This is a genomic window from Actinomyces oris, from assembly GCF_006546825.1.
Taxonomy (GTDB): Bacteria; Actinomycetota; Actinomycetes; order Actinomycetales; family Actinomycetaceae; genus Actinomyces; species Actinomyces oris.
Genome location: NZ_VICC01000007.1, coordinates 96,845 through 110,822 on the forward strand (window position 1 = coordinate 96,845; position 13,978 = coordinate 110,822).

The 13,978-nt window shown below is 71.8% G+C and carries 9 protein-coding genes; 6 read left to right on the forward strand and 3 right to left on the reverse strand.

The genetic code is table 11. The annotated features are described in order from the left end of the window. Nucleotides 1-163: 163 nt before the first annotated feature. Nucleotides 164-2,524 carry a phosphoribosylformylglycinamidine synthase subunit PurL gene (gene purL, locus FK267_RS11270; RefSeq protein ID WP_141407244.1) on the forward strand — a complete coding sequence of 787 codons (2,361 nt, stop codon included), beginning with the start codon at nt 164-166 and terminating at the stop codon, nt 2,522-2,524. A 188-nt stretch (nt 2,525-2,712) separates the two neighbouring features. Here purL and FK267_RS11275 read toward each other — a convergent pair whose 3' ends face one another. Next, the gene (locus FK267_RS11275; protein WP_141407245.1) at nt 2,713-3,189 is read right to left on the reverse strand and encodes a hypothetical protein; all 477 of its coding nucleotides are present in this window, start codon (nt 3,187-3,189) and stop codon (nt 2,713-2,715) included. Nucleotides 3,190-3,244: 55 nt separating this feature from the next. Here FK267_RS11275 and FK267_RS11280 point away from each other — a divergent pair, with 55 nt between their 5' ends. From FK267_RS11280 to FK267_RS11290, 3 genes are all read left to right on the forward strand, one after another. Next, on the forward strand, nt 3,245-3,637 hold the full coding sequence (locus tag FK267_RS11280; RefSeq protein WP_141407246.1) for a VOC family protein: 393 nt from the start codon (nt 3,245-3,247) through the stop codon (nt 3,635-3,637). Nucleotides 3,638-4,288: 651 nt separating this feature from the next. Beyond that, complete coding sequence (locus FK267_RS11285) at nt 4,289-8,326, forward strand: WD40 domain-containing protein (RefSeq protein ID WP_141407247.1); 4,038 nt, start codon at nt 4,289-4,291, stop codon at nt 8,324-8,326. A 197-nt stretch (nt 8,327-8,523) separates the two neighbouring features. Further along, on the forward strand, nt 8,524-9,261 hold the full coding sequence (locus FK267_RS11290) for a CDP-alcohol phosphatidyltransferase family protein (protein ID WP_003787666.1): 738 nt from the start codon (nt 8,524-8,526) through the stop codon (nt 9,259-9,261). Here the strand turns inward: FK267_RS11290 and FK267_RS11295 are convergent. Continuing rightward, nucleotides 9,179-10,270: a hypothetical protein gene (locus FK267_RS11295; RefSeq protein ID WP_232622440.1), complete on the reverse strand. Its 1,092-nt coding sequence runs from the start codon at nt 10,268-10,270 to the stop codon at nt 9,179-9,181. The two genes, FK267_RS11290 and FK267_RS11295, sit on opposite strands and share 83 nt — an antisense overlap. A gap of 163 nt (nt 10,271-10,433) precedes the next feature. Between FK267_RS11295 and FK267_RS11300 the strand changes: the two genes are divergently transcribed. Then, nucleotides 10,434-11,447: a TIGR01777 family oxidoreductase gene (locus FK267_RS11300; protein WP_075374569.1), complete on the forward strand. Its 1,014-nt coding sequence runs from the start codon at nt 10,434-10,436 to the stop codon at nt 11,445-11,447. 37 nt (nt 11,448-11,484) lie between these two features. On the opposite strand, the gene FK267_RS11305 is transcribed toward FK267_RS11300, so the two are convergent. Then, a complete protein-coding gene (locus tag FK267_RS11305; RefSeq protein ID WP_141407248.1) occupies nt 11,485-12,318 on the reverse strand; it encodes a class I SAM-dependent methyltransferase in 834 nt (277 codons plus the stop codon). A 187-nt stretch (nt 12,319-12,505) separates the two neighbouring features. On the opposite strand from FK267_RS11305, the gene gdhA reads away from it, so the two are divergent. Next, nucleotides 12,506-13,843 (forward strand): NADP-specific glutamate dehydrogenase, encoded by a 1,338-nt coding sequence (gene gdhA / locus FK267_RS11310; RefSeq protein ID WP_070513886.1) that lies wholly within the window; start codon nt 12,506-12,508, stop codon nt 13,841-13,843. Nucleotides 13,844-13,978 lie beyond the last annotated feature (135 nt).

Genomic DNA, 13,978 nt, shown 5'->3' on the forward strand with positions numbered 1-13,978 from the left:
GCTGTTTCGGCATTCTTCTGGCTGGATTCCGCAGAGCGCCGATCGGGCTCGCGTGGGGTGCTCGGGGTGTGCGGGGCGCGGTCCCGCGTGGGTGGTGGTGTGAGGTTCCGTGGGCGTGGGTAGGCTTGGCTCGGCCGCACTCCCTCGTCAACCAGGAGCCCCCATGGCGTCCGAGCCCATGATCCCCGCCGCCCACCCCGACACCGTTGCCGACGCCGCCGCGACGCCCGACAGGGAGATGCCCTGGAAGGAGCTGGGCCTCAAGGCCGACGAGTACGAGTCCATCCGCGAGCTGCTGGGGCGCCGCCCCACCAACGCCGAGCTGGCCATGTACTCGGTCATGTGGTCCGAGCACTGCTCCTACAAGTCCTCCAAGATTCACCTGCGCCAGTTCGGCGCCAAGACCACCCCCGAGATGCGCGAGCACCTCCTGGTCGGCATGGGGGAGAACGCCGGCGTCGTCGACATCGGCGACGGCTGGGCCGTGACCTACAAGGTCGAGTCCCACAACCACCCCAGCTATGTCGAGCCCTACCAGGGTGCCGCCACCGGCGTGGGCGGCATCGTGCGCGACATCATCTCCATGGGCGCGCGGCCCGTGGCCGTCATGGACCAGCTGCGCTTCGGCGCCGTCGACCACCCCGACACCGCGCGCGTCGTCCACGGCGTCGTGGCCGGCGTGGGCACCTACGGCAACTCCCTGGGCCTGCCCAACATCGGCGGCGAGACCGAGTTCGACTCCTCCTACCAGGAGAACCCACTGGTCAACGCCCTGTGCGTGGGCGTGCTGCGCCACGAGGACATCCACCTGGCCAACGCCACCGGCGCCGGCAACAAGGTGGTGCTCTTCGGGGCCCGCACCGGCGGGGACGGCATCGGCGGGGCCTCCATCCTGGCCTCGGAGTCCTTCGAGGACGGCATGCCCGCCAAGCGCCCCAGCGTCCAGGTGGGCGACCCCTTCATGGAGAAGGTCCTTATCGAGTGCTGCCTCGACCTGTTCGGCGCCGGGCTCGTGCTCGGCATCCAGGACCTGGGCGCCGCCGGCATCTCCTGCGCCACCTCCGAGCTGGCCTCCAACGGCGACGGCGGCATGCACGTGGACCTGGAGAAGGTGCTCCTGCGCGACCCCACCCTGACCGCCGGGGAGATCCTCATGAGCGAGTCCCAGGAGCGCATGATGGCCGTCGTCGCGCCCGACAAGCTCGAGGAGTTCATGGCCGTCATCGACAAGTGGGACGTCGAGGCCGCCGTCATCGGGGAGGTCAACGGCTCGGGCCGCCTGACCATCGACCACTTCGGGGAGCGGATCGTCGACGTCGACCCGCGCACCGTGGCCCACGAGGGTCCCACCTACGAGCGTCCCTACGCCCGCCCCGCCTGGCAGGACGCGCTCAACGCCGACACCACCGAGCGCCTGGCCCGCCCCGAGTCCGCCACCGAGCTGGCCGAGCAGGTGCGCGCCGTCGTCACCAGTCCCAACCAGGCCTCCACCGCCTGGGTGACCGACCAGTACGACCGCTTCGTGCGCGGCGACACCGCCCTGTGCCAGCCCGACGACGCCGGCGTCATCCGTGTCGACGAGGCCACCGGCCGGGGTGTGGCCATTTCCACCGACGCCAACGGCCGCTTCACCAAGCTCGACCCCGCCACCGGCGCCGCCCAGGCCCTGGCCGAGTCCTACCGCAATGTGTGCACCGTGGGCGCCCGGCCCCTGGCCGTCACCGACTGCCTCAACTTCGGCTCGCCGGAGGACCCCGACGCCATGTGGCAGCTCGTCGAGGCCATCACCGGCCTGGCCGACGCCTGCGCCGTCATGGGCGTGCCGGTCACCGGCGGCAACGTCTCGCTCTACAACTCCCACGGCAAGGTCAAGGGGCAGATCGACTCCTCGATCAACCCCACGCCCGTCGTCGGCGTCCTGGGCGTCATGGGCGACGTGCGCCGTGCCAACCCCTCGGGCTGGCACGAGGAGGGCCTGGCCATCATGGCCCTGGGCGCCACCGCCGACGAGCTCGACGGCTCGGCCTGGTCCCGTGTGGTCCACGACCACCTCGGCGGGCTGCCCCCGCGCGTCGACCTCGAGGCGGAGATGGCGCTCGGGCGGGTGCTGCTGGCCCTCAGCGAGGCGGAGGGCCCCGGCGGCGAGCCGCTGGTGCGTGCCGCCCACGACTGCTCGACCGGCGGCCTCATCCAGACCCTCGTGGACTCCTGCCTGCGCTGCGGCGTCGGCGCCAGCGTGGACCTGACCGCTATCCAGGAGGAGGGCGTGGACGACTTCACCGCCCTGTTCTCCGAGTCCGGGGCCCGCGTGATCGTTGCCGTGCGCGAGGAGCTCGTGCCCGCCGTCACCGCGGCCGCTGAGGCTGAGGACGTCGCCGTGGCGCGTTTGGGGACCACCGGCGGTGACCTGCTCGTCGTGGCCGGCAGTGACCTGCTCTCCGACGGCGGTGCCGGGCGTCCCCTCGTCCTGGACCTGGCCGAGCTCGGGGCCGACGTCGAGGGCGTCCTGCCGGCGCTGTTCTGAGACCCGTTCGCCGTCGGGGACTTCTCCTCGCGGCCGGGGGCATTCTGGTGCAGTCGGGGACGTTCGACGCCGTCGGGGACGGGAATCCTGTCCCCGGACGCGCAGGATGGCCCCGGCCGGAAGGACGCGCACCCGGCTGCGTGGAATGTCCCCGTCGGTCCGCCCTGCTGCGCCGGCGACGTGCCTCCTTACTGCGCCACCTCAGGTATCGACGTGTGACGGTGGATTATCGCTGCGGAAACAAGCAGCACCACGGCCGGCAGGACGTTCACGAGGTAGATCCAGACGCTTGGGCTGGACGCCTCTGCCGTGACGAGGCAACCGATGGTCAGTGAGACGGACAGGGAGATGCCGGCCAGTGCCACGCTAAGGACTGCCCCGCCCATCTTGTTGTCGGCCGCGACGACGTAGAACGCGGTGATGAAGCCGATGACGGCCAGAATCAGGATGACGCCGTTCATCGTCCGCACGAGACTGACGAGATTGAGGCTAACGTCGGGTGACGAGCTGTCCGTGAAACTCGGCGGCACGAGCGTGGAGGCGTCGAGGACGTGGTTGGACACGATGACGCTCACCACCTGGGCGCCCCAAGCGATGATGGTGATGATGGACTCGATGTCGGCTGATCGTGTGGGGCGTGAGGAGGGGGCTGCGGAAGATGTCATGGCTGGAGCCTGTCAATGCGCCCGCCGTGTATCAACCAGTAGGTAGCCTGGAGGCATGATCGATCATGCCTCTGTGAGTGTCAGTGATCCGGCGGCCTCGAAGGCCTTCTATGAGGCGGCCCTCGCGCCGCTGGGCTACCGCGTCGTCATGGAGTTCGGGCCCGTCACCGGACTGGGCGGGCCGACGCCCGGCGCGCCGGAGGACGCCCCGATCCACGCCGACCTGTGGCTGGCCCCGGCGGAGAACCCGACGCCCTGCCACATCGCCGTCACGGCGTCGTCGACGGCGCGGGTGGACGCCTTCCACGAGGCGGCCCTCGCGGCGGGCGGCACCGACAACGGCGGCCCCGGCGAGCGCCCGCACTACCACCCCGGCTACTACGGGGCCTTCGTCCTCGACCCCGACGGCAACAACCTCGAGGCCGTCTTCCACGGCGCCGGCGACTGACCGCTGTCTGCGTGCCTCACCTCCGCTGCGTGAGCCCGCCGTCGGGGACTTTTCCTCGCGGCCGGGGACACTTCTGTACGGCGGGGGACGTTCGACGCCGTCGGGGACGGGAATCCTGTCCCCGGACGCGCAGGATGGCCCCGCCCGGAAGGACCCGCACCCGACCGCGTGGAATGTCCCCGTCAGTGTTGCTGGCAGGTCCGGAGATGGTGGAGAGGGGGCGACGGTCTGAGATGTGGCGGAGGGAAGGCGGCTGTTCGCCAGGGAGGTGACAGGGCTCGGCGGAGAGGTGGAGAGGGCCCGGAGGCCTGGGCGTGATGGGCAGATGACGACGCTGCGGTGAGGCGGCGGTGTTGGGCTCACGCGGCGCTTGAATTGACATTGAGGCCGCCCCGGCGACAATTCCCGCCAATTCCCCGGGAGTCTCAGGAAGATATCGACGTGGTGGGCGATCCGGTCTCGGCCGATGGTCCAATGCCCTCCCGCGCCCGCCCGAACGGGGCGCCGTGGTGCGGAAGGCAGCCTCTCAGCGTGTCGCGCACCCGGCGTGGCGCCCTCTCCGCCCCGGATTTGCCAGATATCACTCAGGTAACTGCTCGCAATCGGCTCAAGATGCCGCAGATACCTCGCAGAGATCTCTAGACTTCAACCATGACTGTGCCTTCAGAGACCTCGACGACGATCGACCCTCGTGAGGTGTCACTGTATGCCGGCCACTTCGACGCGCTGTGGGGTGTGGCCTGGAGCCCGGACGGCACGCGGCTCCTGTCCGGATCGCACGACGGCACGGCCCGCGTCTGGGACGCGAACCGCGGCACCGAGCTGTTCGCGCTGGCCGGCCCCAGCCTGTCCATCAGCGCGGTGGCCTGGAGCCCCGATGGCACGCGGCTGCTCACTGCGGCGGAGGACCACAGCGTGCGCGTCTGGGACGCGACCACCGGCGCCGACCTGCTGACCCTGGGGGTCGGTGGCTCCGGCGTGGGCGGGGCGGTGGCCTGGAGCCCCGACTCCACCCGCATCCTCACCAGCTTCGACGACGCCTCGGCCCGCATCTGGGACGCCTCCAGCGGTCAGGTGGTGCGTACTCTGTCAGGGCACACCGAGCACCTCACTGCGGTGTCGTGGAGCCCGGACGGGACCCGCGTGGCCACCGCCTCCGACGACGGCACCGCCCGGGTTTGGGACGTCACCACCGGCACCGAGCTGCTGCGCGTGGGCCCCATGGCCTTCGTGGGGCGCGGTGCCACCATGGGCCCCGACGGCAGGCCGACCCACGTCGGCCCGATCGAGCCGATGACCGGCCTGTCATGGAGCCCGGACTCGCGTCGCATCATCACCGCCTTCGACTCGGCCGAGCCCCGGGTCTGGGACGCCGCCACCGGCGAGGAGGTCCTCAGCCTCCACGGCCGCGAGCGCCGCTGGGTCAGCGTCGTCTCCTGGAGCCCCGACGGCAGCCGCATCATCACTGACGACATCTCCGGTACCACCGCCCACATCTGGGACGCCGCCACCGGCGAGGAGCTGCTCAGCCTGCGCGGCCACCACCAGTGGGCCTGCGCCCTGGCCTGGAGCCCGGACTCGAGCCGCGTGGCCACCGGCTCCCACGATGACACCGTGCGCGTCTGGGACGCCGCCACCGGCCAGACCCAGCTCGTCCTGGGGGCCGGTAACTCCGTGGAGACCGTCTCCTGGAGCCCCGACGGCACCAGGCTCAGCATCGGCGCCAAGATCGGTGGCAACCGCGTCTGGGACGCCGCCACCGGTCAGCCGCGCCTGACCGTCGACAACGGTGCCCGGGAGTTGAGCGAGGTCGTCTGGAGCCCGGACGGCACCCGCCTGGCCACCTCCTCCTACCTCTCGCCCCGCGTCCTCATCCTGGATGCCTCCACCGGCGACGTCGTCCAGGCCCTGACCGCCGGGGAGGACGACGTCAACGACATCGCCTGGAGCCCGGACAGCGAGCGCATCCTCACCGGACTGGGGGACGACCGCGCCGCGATCTGGGACGCCGCCCGCGGTGAGCGCCTCCTGACCCTCGAGGGCCACAGCGACATGATTACCTCGGTCGCCTGGAGCCCCAACGGCCAGCGCGCCCTGACCGGCTCCCAGGACGGGACAGCCCGCATCTGGGACGCCGCCACCGGCGAGGTCATCCACACCTACACCGGCAACTGGGTGCGCGACGTCGTGTGGACTCAAGGGGGCCCGCGCGTCGTCACCGGCAGCGCCGACGGCGCCGCCCACGTCTGGGACGTCATCACCTCCGGCGAGCTCGTGACGCTGCGCGACGACGCCGCCATGGTCCGCTCCTACGCCTGGAGCCCCGACGGCACCAAGGTGCTGGCCGGCTTCGACGACGGCGTCGTGCGCGTGTGGGACGAGGTCTCCGGCAAGGTCGTCCTGTCCCTGGCCGGCCACCGTTTCGGCGTCACCGACGCGCAGTGGAGCCCCGACGGCACCCGGATTCTCACCGGCTCCGAGGACGGCACCGTGCGCCTGTGGGACGCCACCACCGGCGAGATGACCGGGCTGTTCCTGTGCTTCCTGCCCGACGGCGGGGTCGCCATCCTCGACGCCCCCTCCCTGAGCCTGCGCTCGGGCCCCGGGGAGGTTTGGGACTACCTTGGCCGCCCCGAGATCCTCGCCGGCCAGCTCACTCGCGTGGGCGTGGAACGGCGCCAGTTCCTCAACCACGACCCGTTGCCCGAGGCCGTCGCGGAGCCGTCCCCGGCCGAGGCCGCTGACGAGGACCCGACGGCGCCCGAGCCGGTTGAGGAGCCCCAGGTTCTCGAGGAGTCTCCGGCTCCCGAGAACACCGAGCCCTCCGAGGCGCCGGAGGTCGACCCGCTCGCCGAGCCCGCCGTTGCCCCCTCCGTCTTCGCTGCACCCGCGCAGCAGGAGACCGAGCCGGCCCCGGCCCAGTCCGGTGCCGACGTCGAGCAGCCCGTCGCTTCCCAGTCCCCTGAGGACGCCCCCGCCCAGGCGGACGCCGCTGTCCAGGCCCCGGGGCCGTCGGCCCCCGCTGGTGATCCCCTCATCGAGGAGGCTCCCGCCCAGGCGCAGGACCCGCAGGTCGAGGAGTCCGGCTCCACCGAGGTCGAGGACTCCGAGATCCCCGCACCGGCCCCCGCCCCCGAGGTGGTGGATCCGGCCGCGGCTCACCAGGCCCGGCACGCGGCGGAGACCGCTCACACACCGGCCGAGGCCGCTGAGACCCCTGAGGCCCCCGATGCCTTCGGGCAGCCGGTCGCGCCGGCCGAGACCGAACCGGTCGCCGCTCCGACGGGGGAGACCCTCCTTGTCCAGCCCTTCCCCGTGGACCAGGGCCTCGTGGACGGTGAGGTGAGCGCCCCGGCCGTGACGCCGCCTGCGATGGTTGAGATGCCGCAGAGCCTGACCGCTCCCGAGAAGGAGCAGCAGCCCGTGCTGAGCACCTCAGAGGCCAGCCAGGAGGTCGACGCTGAGGCCAGTGCCGACGCGCTCGCCGTCCCGGCTCCCGTCACGGAGCCCACCGACAACGCGCGCCGGGCCCGGCACGCCGCCGCCACGGCTCAGACCCCGGCCGACGCCGCCTCGGAGCACGTCGTCGAGGACGGCGCTGAAGCGGCCGTGCCCGCCGAGCCTGAGCTGGCTCTGCCGACCGAGGTGGCCCAGTCCTCCGGCACGGCCGAGTCCGCCTATGAGCCGGTGGCGATCCCCGCCGTCGAGCATGCCGGTGGTGAGCCTGTGGCCGCGCCCACCGGTGAGACTGTCGCCCCCGACCAGCTCGAGTTCTCCCTGACCCCGGCCGACGCCGCCGGCCACGAGGGCGATGAGGTCACCCTCGACCTCTCCGAGGAGGCCGGTGGGCCGGCGCCGAAGCAGGCCCCCGAGGTCGTTGCCCCCGTCGAGGCGACGGTGCCGCCCGTCGCGGACACCGCTGAGACGGTGCGCGCCGCCGGCCCTGTGGACGTCACCGACGTCGCCGAGGCTACCGATGTGGCCGACGCGGCGGCCCCCGAGGTGCCGGTGCCCTCCGGCGCTGAGGCCGCCTCCGCGCCGACCGCCTCAACGCCTGAGGGTGAGCCCGAGGACCACGCGGTGCCGGAGGTCCAGGCTGAGCGGGCCCCGGCCGAGCAGGTCCCCGCCGAACGCCCGCAGGGCCAGGAGCACTCGGACAGGCCGCTCGAGCCCGCGGAGACTGAGGCCGCTCAGATCGCGCAGGCCGAGGCTGCCGCTGAGGACCGGCCGAGCGCCGAGGAAGAGCCGGCCGAGCCGGTTGACTCTGCTGAGCCTGCCGAGCCCGCTGAGGCGGCTGAGCCGACTGAGCCGACCCCGGCGCCCTGGGGGAGTGCGGACCTGCGCCAGCGGATCTACACCGAGGTCCAGGAGTTCGTCGCCGCCATCGCGCGCCGTGACGTCAACGAGCTGGCGAGTCGCTACGGCATGGCCGGCAACGACCTGGCCGGCCTTGATGAGCAGCTGGCGGGCCTGTCGAGCCCTGCGTCGGACCTGACCCTCTACCCCGTGGAGCAGGCCGACGACTACGTTGACGGCCACCATCGCCTCGACCTCAGCGAGCTGGAGGGCGGCGGTGTCGTCATTAGCAGCGAGCTGTGGGCCCACGATCGGCCCTGCGGTGCGCGCCTCATCGCCCACTGGAACCCCATGGGGATCTACCCCTTCGACTTCCGCAACGTGAGCATGTGAGTCATCTCCCGCGCGCCTCCCCGGCGCCCGGCAAGTTTGAGTGCGCCCCCGACCGGCAGGTACGGGGGCGCACTCGCTTCTCGAGCGGTCCGAGGGAGACGGGGATCGCTCGGTAGCTCCCGCCGGGGGATAGGTGCCGGGGCTGTGAACCGCATAGACTTCCCGCCGTCAGTGTTATCCACCGAGAGGGGACGTCTGTGTCGACGGCGCAGTACCCGGCACGGGCCCGTGTCGCCGCCTGGGCAGTGCACATCTTGACCATGTCGGGACTGGTGTGGGCCAGCCTGGCCATGCTCGCCACCATCCACCCCCGCCGGGAGTTCACGTGGATGTGGGTCTGGCTGCTCGTCGCCCTCGTCGTCGACGGCGTTGACGGCACCCTGGCCCGGCGCGCCCGGGTCTCCGAGATCATCCCCTGGTTTGACGGCGGCATCGTCGACATCGTCGTCGACTACCTCACCTGGACCTTCATCCCGGCGGTCTTCATGTACGTGGCCCTGCCAATGGGCCCCAGACCGCTGGCGGGACTGCTCATGGCCCTCGTCCTGAGCTCGTCGATGTTCTGCTACGCCAACAAGCAGTGGAAGTCCACCGACTACTACTTCGTGGGCTTCCCGGCCGCCTGGAACATCGTGGCCCTCATGTTCTACGTGCTTCAGACCCCGGCGGTCTTCAACATCATCGTCACCCTCATCTTCGTGGTGCTGACCCTGGTGCCCACGCACTACGCGCACCCGGCCCGGGTCAAGCGCTTCCGCGCCCTCAACATCGGTGCGGTGGCCGTGTGGTTCCTGGCCACCTGCTGGCTGGTGGCGATCTACCCCCACCGGCCGCTCAGCGCGGTCGCCGTCCTCATTGTCTCGGGCGGGTGGTTCCTGCTCGCCGGGGTGCTGCGCTCGATCCGCGGGGAGGAATCGACTGCGGCAGCGGCGTAGGCCGGACTACCCGTCCCCGGGGGCGCGCAGCCCCCCGGGCGACCGCCACGTCACGCAGCCAGCGGCCGCCCTCCAGCAGGAAGGTGGCCAGCACCAGGCCGATGACCACCATGATGACCCAGCCGGGGTACTGGTTGCCGTGCCCGTCGTCGCCCGCCAGGAAGAAGTACACGTAGGGCGCCACGAAGGTGATGAGGGTGACGAGGAAGCCGGCGAAGCGGATGCGGCGCCGCTTACCCGCCACCATGGCGATGATCCCCCAGGTGTAGGGCACTGCGGTGATGATGTCGATGGCCCACAGCACCCAGGGGTTGCCGCGGAAGCCGGGGGCGTAGACGGCCGGGAGCGCCCGCAGCGAGGAGTAGATGAACACCGTCGCGTAGGCCAGGAAACGGGGGTTGTGCAGCAGACGGACGATGCCGGCGCGCGGCACCAGGTCCACCTTCGCCTCCTGCAGGGCAGCCAGGGTGTGCCGGGAGACGCGCAGCGGGTCCGTCCCCTCCAGCACAGTGCGCAGGTAGCGGATCTGCTCAGGCGTCCCGGTGGCCCACTCGTCCAGGAGACGGCGCGGGCTCACGGCGACGACGACGCTGCCCTCGCCCTGACCGGCCCCGTCGGTCCGCGGTGTCTCGGCGCCGTCGGGCGCCTGCGGGGAGGCGATGTGGACGAGGTGCTCGCCCAGGACGCTCCGCAGCAGCCCCAGCCGTTGCGTGGGAACCTCGCTCAGCCACAGGCGCTGCCCGTGCTCCACGGCCAGGGACAGGGCGTGCCCCAGGGCCCAGCCGCGCTCGTCGGGCGCCAGCAGCTCCTCAGGGGCGGAGAACTGGGCCAGCTCGGGCACCTCAGCGACGTTGAAGCGCGTCAGGTCGCCGACCCTGTCGACGGCCGCCACCGTCCGCAGGACCTCGGGGTCCAGGACATGGCGCCGGGTGACGGGAAGCTCCGTGACGGAGCGCAGAGCCATCAGATCCATCACGGAGGAGCGGGAAGCGGGGGTGTGTTCGGGCATTGGGAAGAGCCTAAAGGAGTGGGTGCCCGTTGTGTGCATCCTGTGAACCGATACGGCTCACTCCTGGCCAGAAGAGAGCGGAAACCCGCCTCCCCTCGCGTCGTCGGTAGGGGCGCGGCCGGGACCGGGGCCCGTGGGGCGGCCGAGCGCCTAGGGTGAGTTCATGAGTACTCACGCCACCCCCTCAGGGCGGTCCAGCCGGCGCGGCGACCCGGGGTTGCTCGTCGTGGCCGGAGCGGGCCTCATCGGATCCCGCCTGGCGGACCTGGCCCGGGACAGCGGCTGGAGGATCCGGATCCTCCACCGCAGCGCAGCGGGCCAGGCGCCGCGGGAGGGCATCGAGGTCGATGACTCCGGCAGGGAGCACGCCTGGTGGGCACCCGCCGAGCGCCTCCTACCGCCCAGCGCCCTGGAGGGCGCCAGGGCCGTGGTCTGCCTGTCGGGCGCCCCGATCGCGCCGCGCCCCTGGACGCCGGCGCGCCGTCGCGAGCTGGCGGCCTCGCGCCTGTCCACCACCGCCCTCATCGCCCGGGTCGCCGCGGGCCTGCCCCCGGCCGGGCGACCCGAGGTCCTGCTGAGCGGATCGGCCACCGGCTTCTACGGGGACCGGGGCGAGGAGATCCTCACCGAGGCCAGCGGCCCGGGTGAGGGATTCCTGTCCGAGCTGTGCCGGCGTTGGGAGTCCGTTGCGGGCCCGGCGGCGAGAGCCGGTCTGCGCACGGTCCAGTCCCGCACGGGCCTGGTGGTCAGCTCCTCGGGCGGGCTGGGGAGGATCCTCGGCGCCGCCTACCGGGTCGGGGCGGGGGCTCGGCTGGGCCGCGGTGACCAGTGGCAGCCGTGGATCGCCCTGGAGGATGCCGCGGCCGGGCTCCTGTGGGCCATCGAGCACGACGACGTCCACGGGCCGGTCAACCTGACCGCGCCCGAGCCGGCGCGCAACCGCGACCTCCACCGGCTGCTGTCGCGCGCCGGCGGCCTGCCCTCGGTGGCGGTGGTGCCCCAGCTCCTGCTGGACCGGGCGGGCAGGGCCGGGGCGGCCGGGGGTGCTGGAAGCATCGGCGGCATGCTCGCCGAGCTGCTCGGTGCCTCCCAGCGAGCGGTGCCTCAGGCGCTGCTCGCCTCCGGCTTTCGCTTCACCGCGCCGGACGCGGCATCGATCTGGGCACTGGGCACCTGACGCCTGCCCGGTGCCGGTCGATCCCGTGCACCCGCACTCAGACGCGGGCCAGGACCTCCCCGTGCACGACGACGAACCAGGCGTCCTTGCTGGCGCCCCACTGCCGCCACGCCTGGGCCATCGCCTCCAGGTCGGCCCCGTCTGCCAGTCCCAGCTCGACGGCCCGCGGACCGAAGGAGGTCAGGCACCGCTGCGCCCAGGTCTGCGACTGCCAGGCCCGGTCGGCGGGCGTGGCGTAGCACCAGGTGGAGGCCGAGGCGCTCACGTCGGCGAAACCCGCCGCCCGGGCCCAGGACAGCAGCCGGCTCCCGGCGTCGGGCTCGCCGCCGTTGGCCCGGGCGGTGGACATGTAGACCGAGCGCCACCGCTCCATGCCCGAGGGCTCGGGGAACCAGGTCATGGCGGAGTAGACGGCGTCGCGCACGGCCACGATCCCGCCGGGGCGGGTGACGCGGCGCATCTCTGCCAGGGCGCCCACCGGGTCCGCGAGGTGCTGAAGGACCTGGTGCGCGTGGACGACGTCGAAGGAGGCGTCCTCGCAGGGCAGGGCCATGACGTCCCCGCGGGTCACCTCCACCTGCTCGGACAGGCCCCGGTCGCGAAGCGTCGCCCGAGCCGCCTCCAGGGCGCCGGCCGTGGCATCGAGGGCGACGACCCGCCCCGGGGCGACGCGTTCAGCGAGATCCGCGGTGATGGACGCCGGCCCGCAGCCGACGTCGAGCAGGTCCATTCCCGCACGCAGGTGGGCAAGCAGGTAGGCGGCCGAGTCCGCCGCGCCGCGCCGCGCGTGCGCGCTGAGCACCGCCGCACTGTGACCGTGGGTGTAGCGGGCCGTCTCGACGGAACCGTCTGAAAGCTGTTCACTACTCATGCCTCCAGATCCTCCAGGAATGTGATCTGTGTTGCGCAAACGTCCGGAATGCGGCCTTTGCGACGGCTATGTTTCCTCCGGATCGCGAGATGTTTCGTCTCAGTGAACGTCTCGGTGGAAGTCTTTTCGCGGCGCCGCGGCGACCAGCCAGGTGCTGAGCTTATTCCGCTAGGCGAAGGAGTCCCCCATGCAGGACGTTGTCGAAAAGGTCTATGAGCAGGTTGTGGCTCGCAACCGTGGAGAGGTCGAGTTCCATCAGGCCGTCCACGAGGTGCTCGAGTCCCTCGATCCGGTCATCGCCAAGCACCCCCACTACGCCGACGGCGCCCTCCTGGAACGCATCGTCGAGCCCGAGCGCCAGATCATGTTCCGGGTCCCGTGGGTCGACGACGCCGGCCAGGTCCACGTCAACCGCGGCTTCCGCATCGAGTTCAACTCCGCGCTGGGCCCCTACAAGGGCGGCCTGCGCTTCCACCCCTCGGTCAACGCCGGCATCATCAAGTTCCTCGGCTTCGAGCAGATCTTCAAGAACGCCCTGACCGCCCAGGGCATCGGCGGCGGCAAGGGCGGCTCCGACTTCGACCCGCACGGCCGCTCCGACGCCGAGGTCATGCGCTTCTGCCAGTCCTTCATGACTGAGCTGGCCCGCCACATCGGCCCCTCCACCGACGTGCCCGCCGGCGACATCGGCGTGGGCGGCCGCGAGATCGGCTACATGTTCGGCCAGTACAAGCGCCTGCGGAACTCCTACGACGCCGGTGTCCTCACCGGTAAGGGCCTGGCCTGGGGCGGCTCCCTCGTGCGCACCGAGGCCACCGGCTACGGCACCGTGCTCTTCGCCCAGTCCATGCTTGCCACCAAGGGCGAGTCCCTCGAGGGCAAAAAGGTCCTCGTCTCCGGTGCCGGGAACGTGGCGATCTACGCCATTGAGAAGGCCCAGCAGCTCGGCGCCACCCCCATCACCTTCTCCGACTCCTCCGGCTACGTCGTCGACGAGGCCGGGGTGGACCTCGAGCTGCTCAAGCAGGTCAAGGAGGTCGAGCGCGGCCGCGTGGCCGACTACGTCGAGCGCCGCCCCGGCGCCCGCCTCGTGACCGGCGGCTCCGTGTGGGACGTCCCCGGTGACGTCGCCCTGCCCTGCGCCACCCAGAACGAGCTCGACGGCGACGCCGCGAACACCCTGCTGCGGGGCGGCTGCGGTGTGGTCTCCGAGGGCGCCAACATGCCCTCCACCCCGGAGGCCGTGGAGGCCTTCCAGAAGGCTGGCATCCTCTTCGGCCCCGGTAAGGCCGCCAACGCCGGTGGCGTGGCGACCTCCGCCCTCGAGATGGAGCAGAACGCCGGCCGCACCCGCTGGGACTTCGCCACCGCCGAGGCCAAGCTGACCGGCATCATGGCCGACATCCACGACTCCTGCGTCGCCGCGGCCGAGGAGTACGGCCGTCCCGGCGACTACGTGCTCGGCGCCAACGCGGCCGGTTTCACCCGCGTTGCCGACGTCATGATCGCCCACGGCATCGTCTGATACCTGGCTGATCCGGGCTCGCACCCACAGCGACGGCGTCCGTCGCCTCTGAGAACGAGGCGGCGGACGCCGTCGTTGTCGCGTGGGACGGGGCGTGGGCATGAAAGGGGAGTGGGATCGACGCTCATGGCAACC

Coding starts and splice junctions, on each gene's coding strand:
- FK267_RS11295 (WP_232622440.1), bottom strand. CDS start 10,270: ATGCCCGAACACACCCCCGCTTCCCGCTCCTCCGTGATGGATCTGATG.
- FK267_RS11280 (WP_141407246.1), top strand. CDS start 3,245: ATGATCGATCATGCCTCTGTGAGTGTCAGTGATCCGGCGGCCTCGAAG.
- gdhA (WP_070513886.1), top strand. CDS start 12,506: ATGCAGGACGTTGTCGAAAAGGTCTATGAGCAGGTTGTGGCTCGCAAC.
- FK267_RS11285 (WP_141407247.1), top strand. CDS start 4,289: ATGACTGTGCCTTCAGAGACCTCGACGACGATCGACCCTCGTGAGGTG.
- FK267_RS11300 (WP_075374569.1), top strand. CDS start 10,434: ATGAGTACTCACGCCACCCCCTCAGGGCGGTCCAGCCGGCGCGGCGAC.
- FK267_RS11305 (WP_141407248.1), bottom strand. CDS start 12,318: ATGAGTAGTGAACAGCTTTCAGACGGTTCCGTCGAGACGGCCCGCTAC.
- FK267_RS11275 (WP_141407245.1), bottom strand. CDS start 3,189: ATGACATCTTCCGCAGCCCCCTCCTCACGCCCCACACGATCAGCCGAC.
- purL (WP_141407244.1), top strand. CDS start 164: ATGGCGTCCGAGCCCATGATCCCCGCCGCCCACCCCGACACCGTTGCC.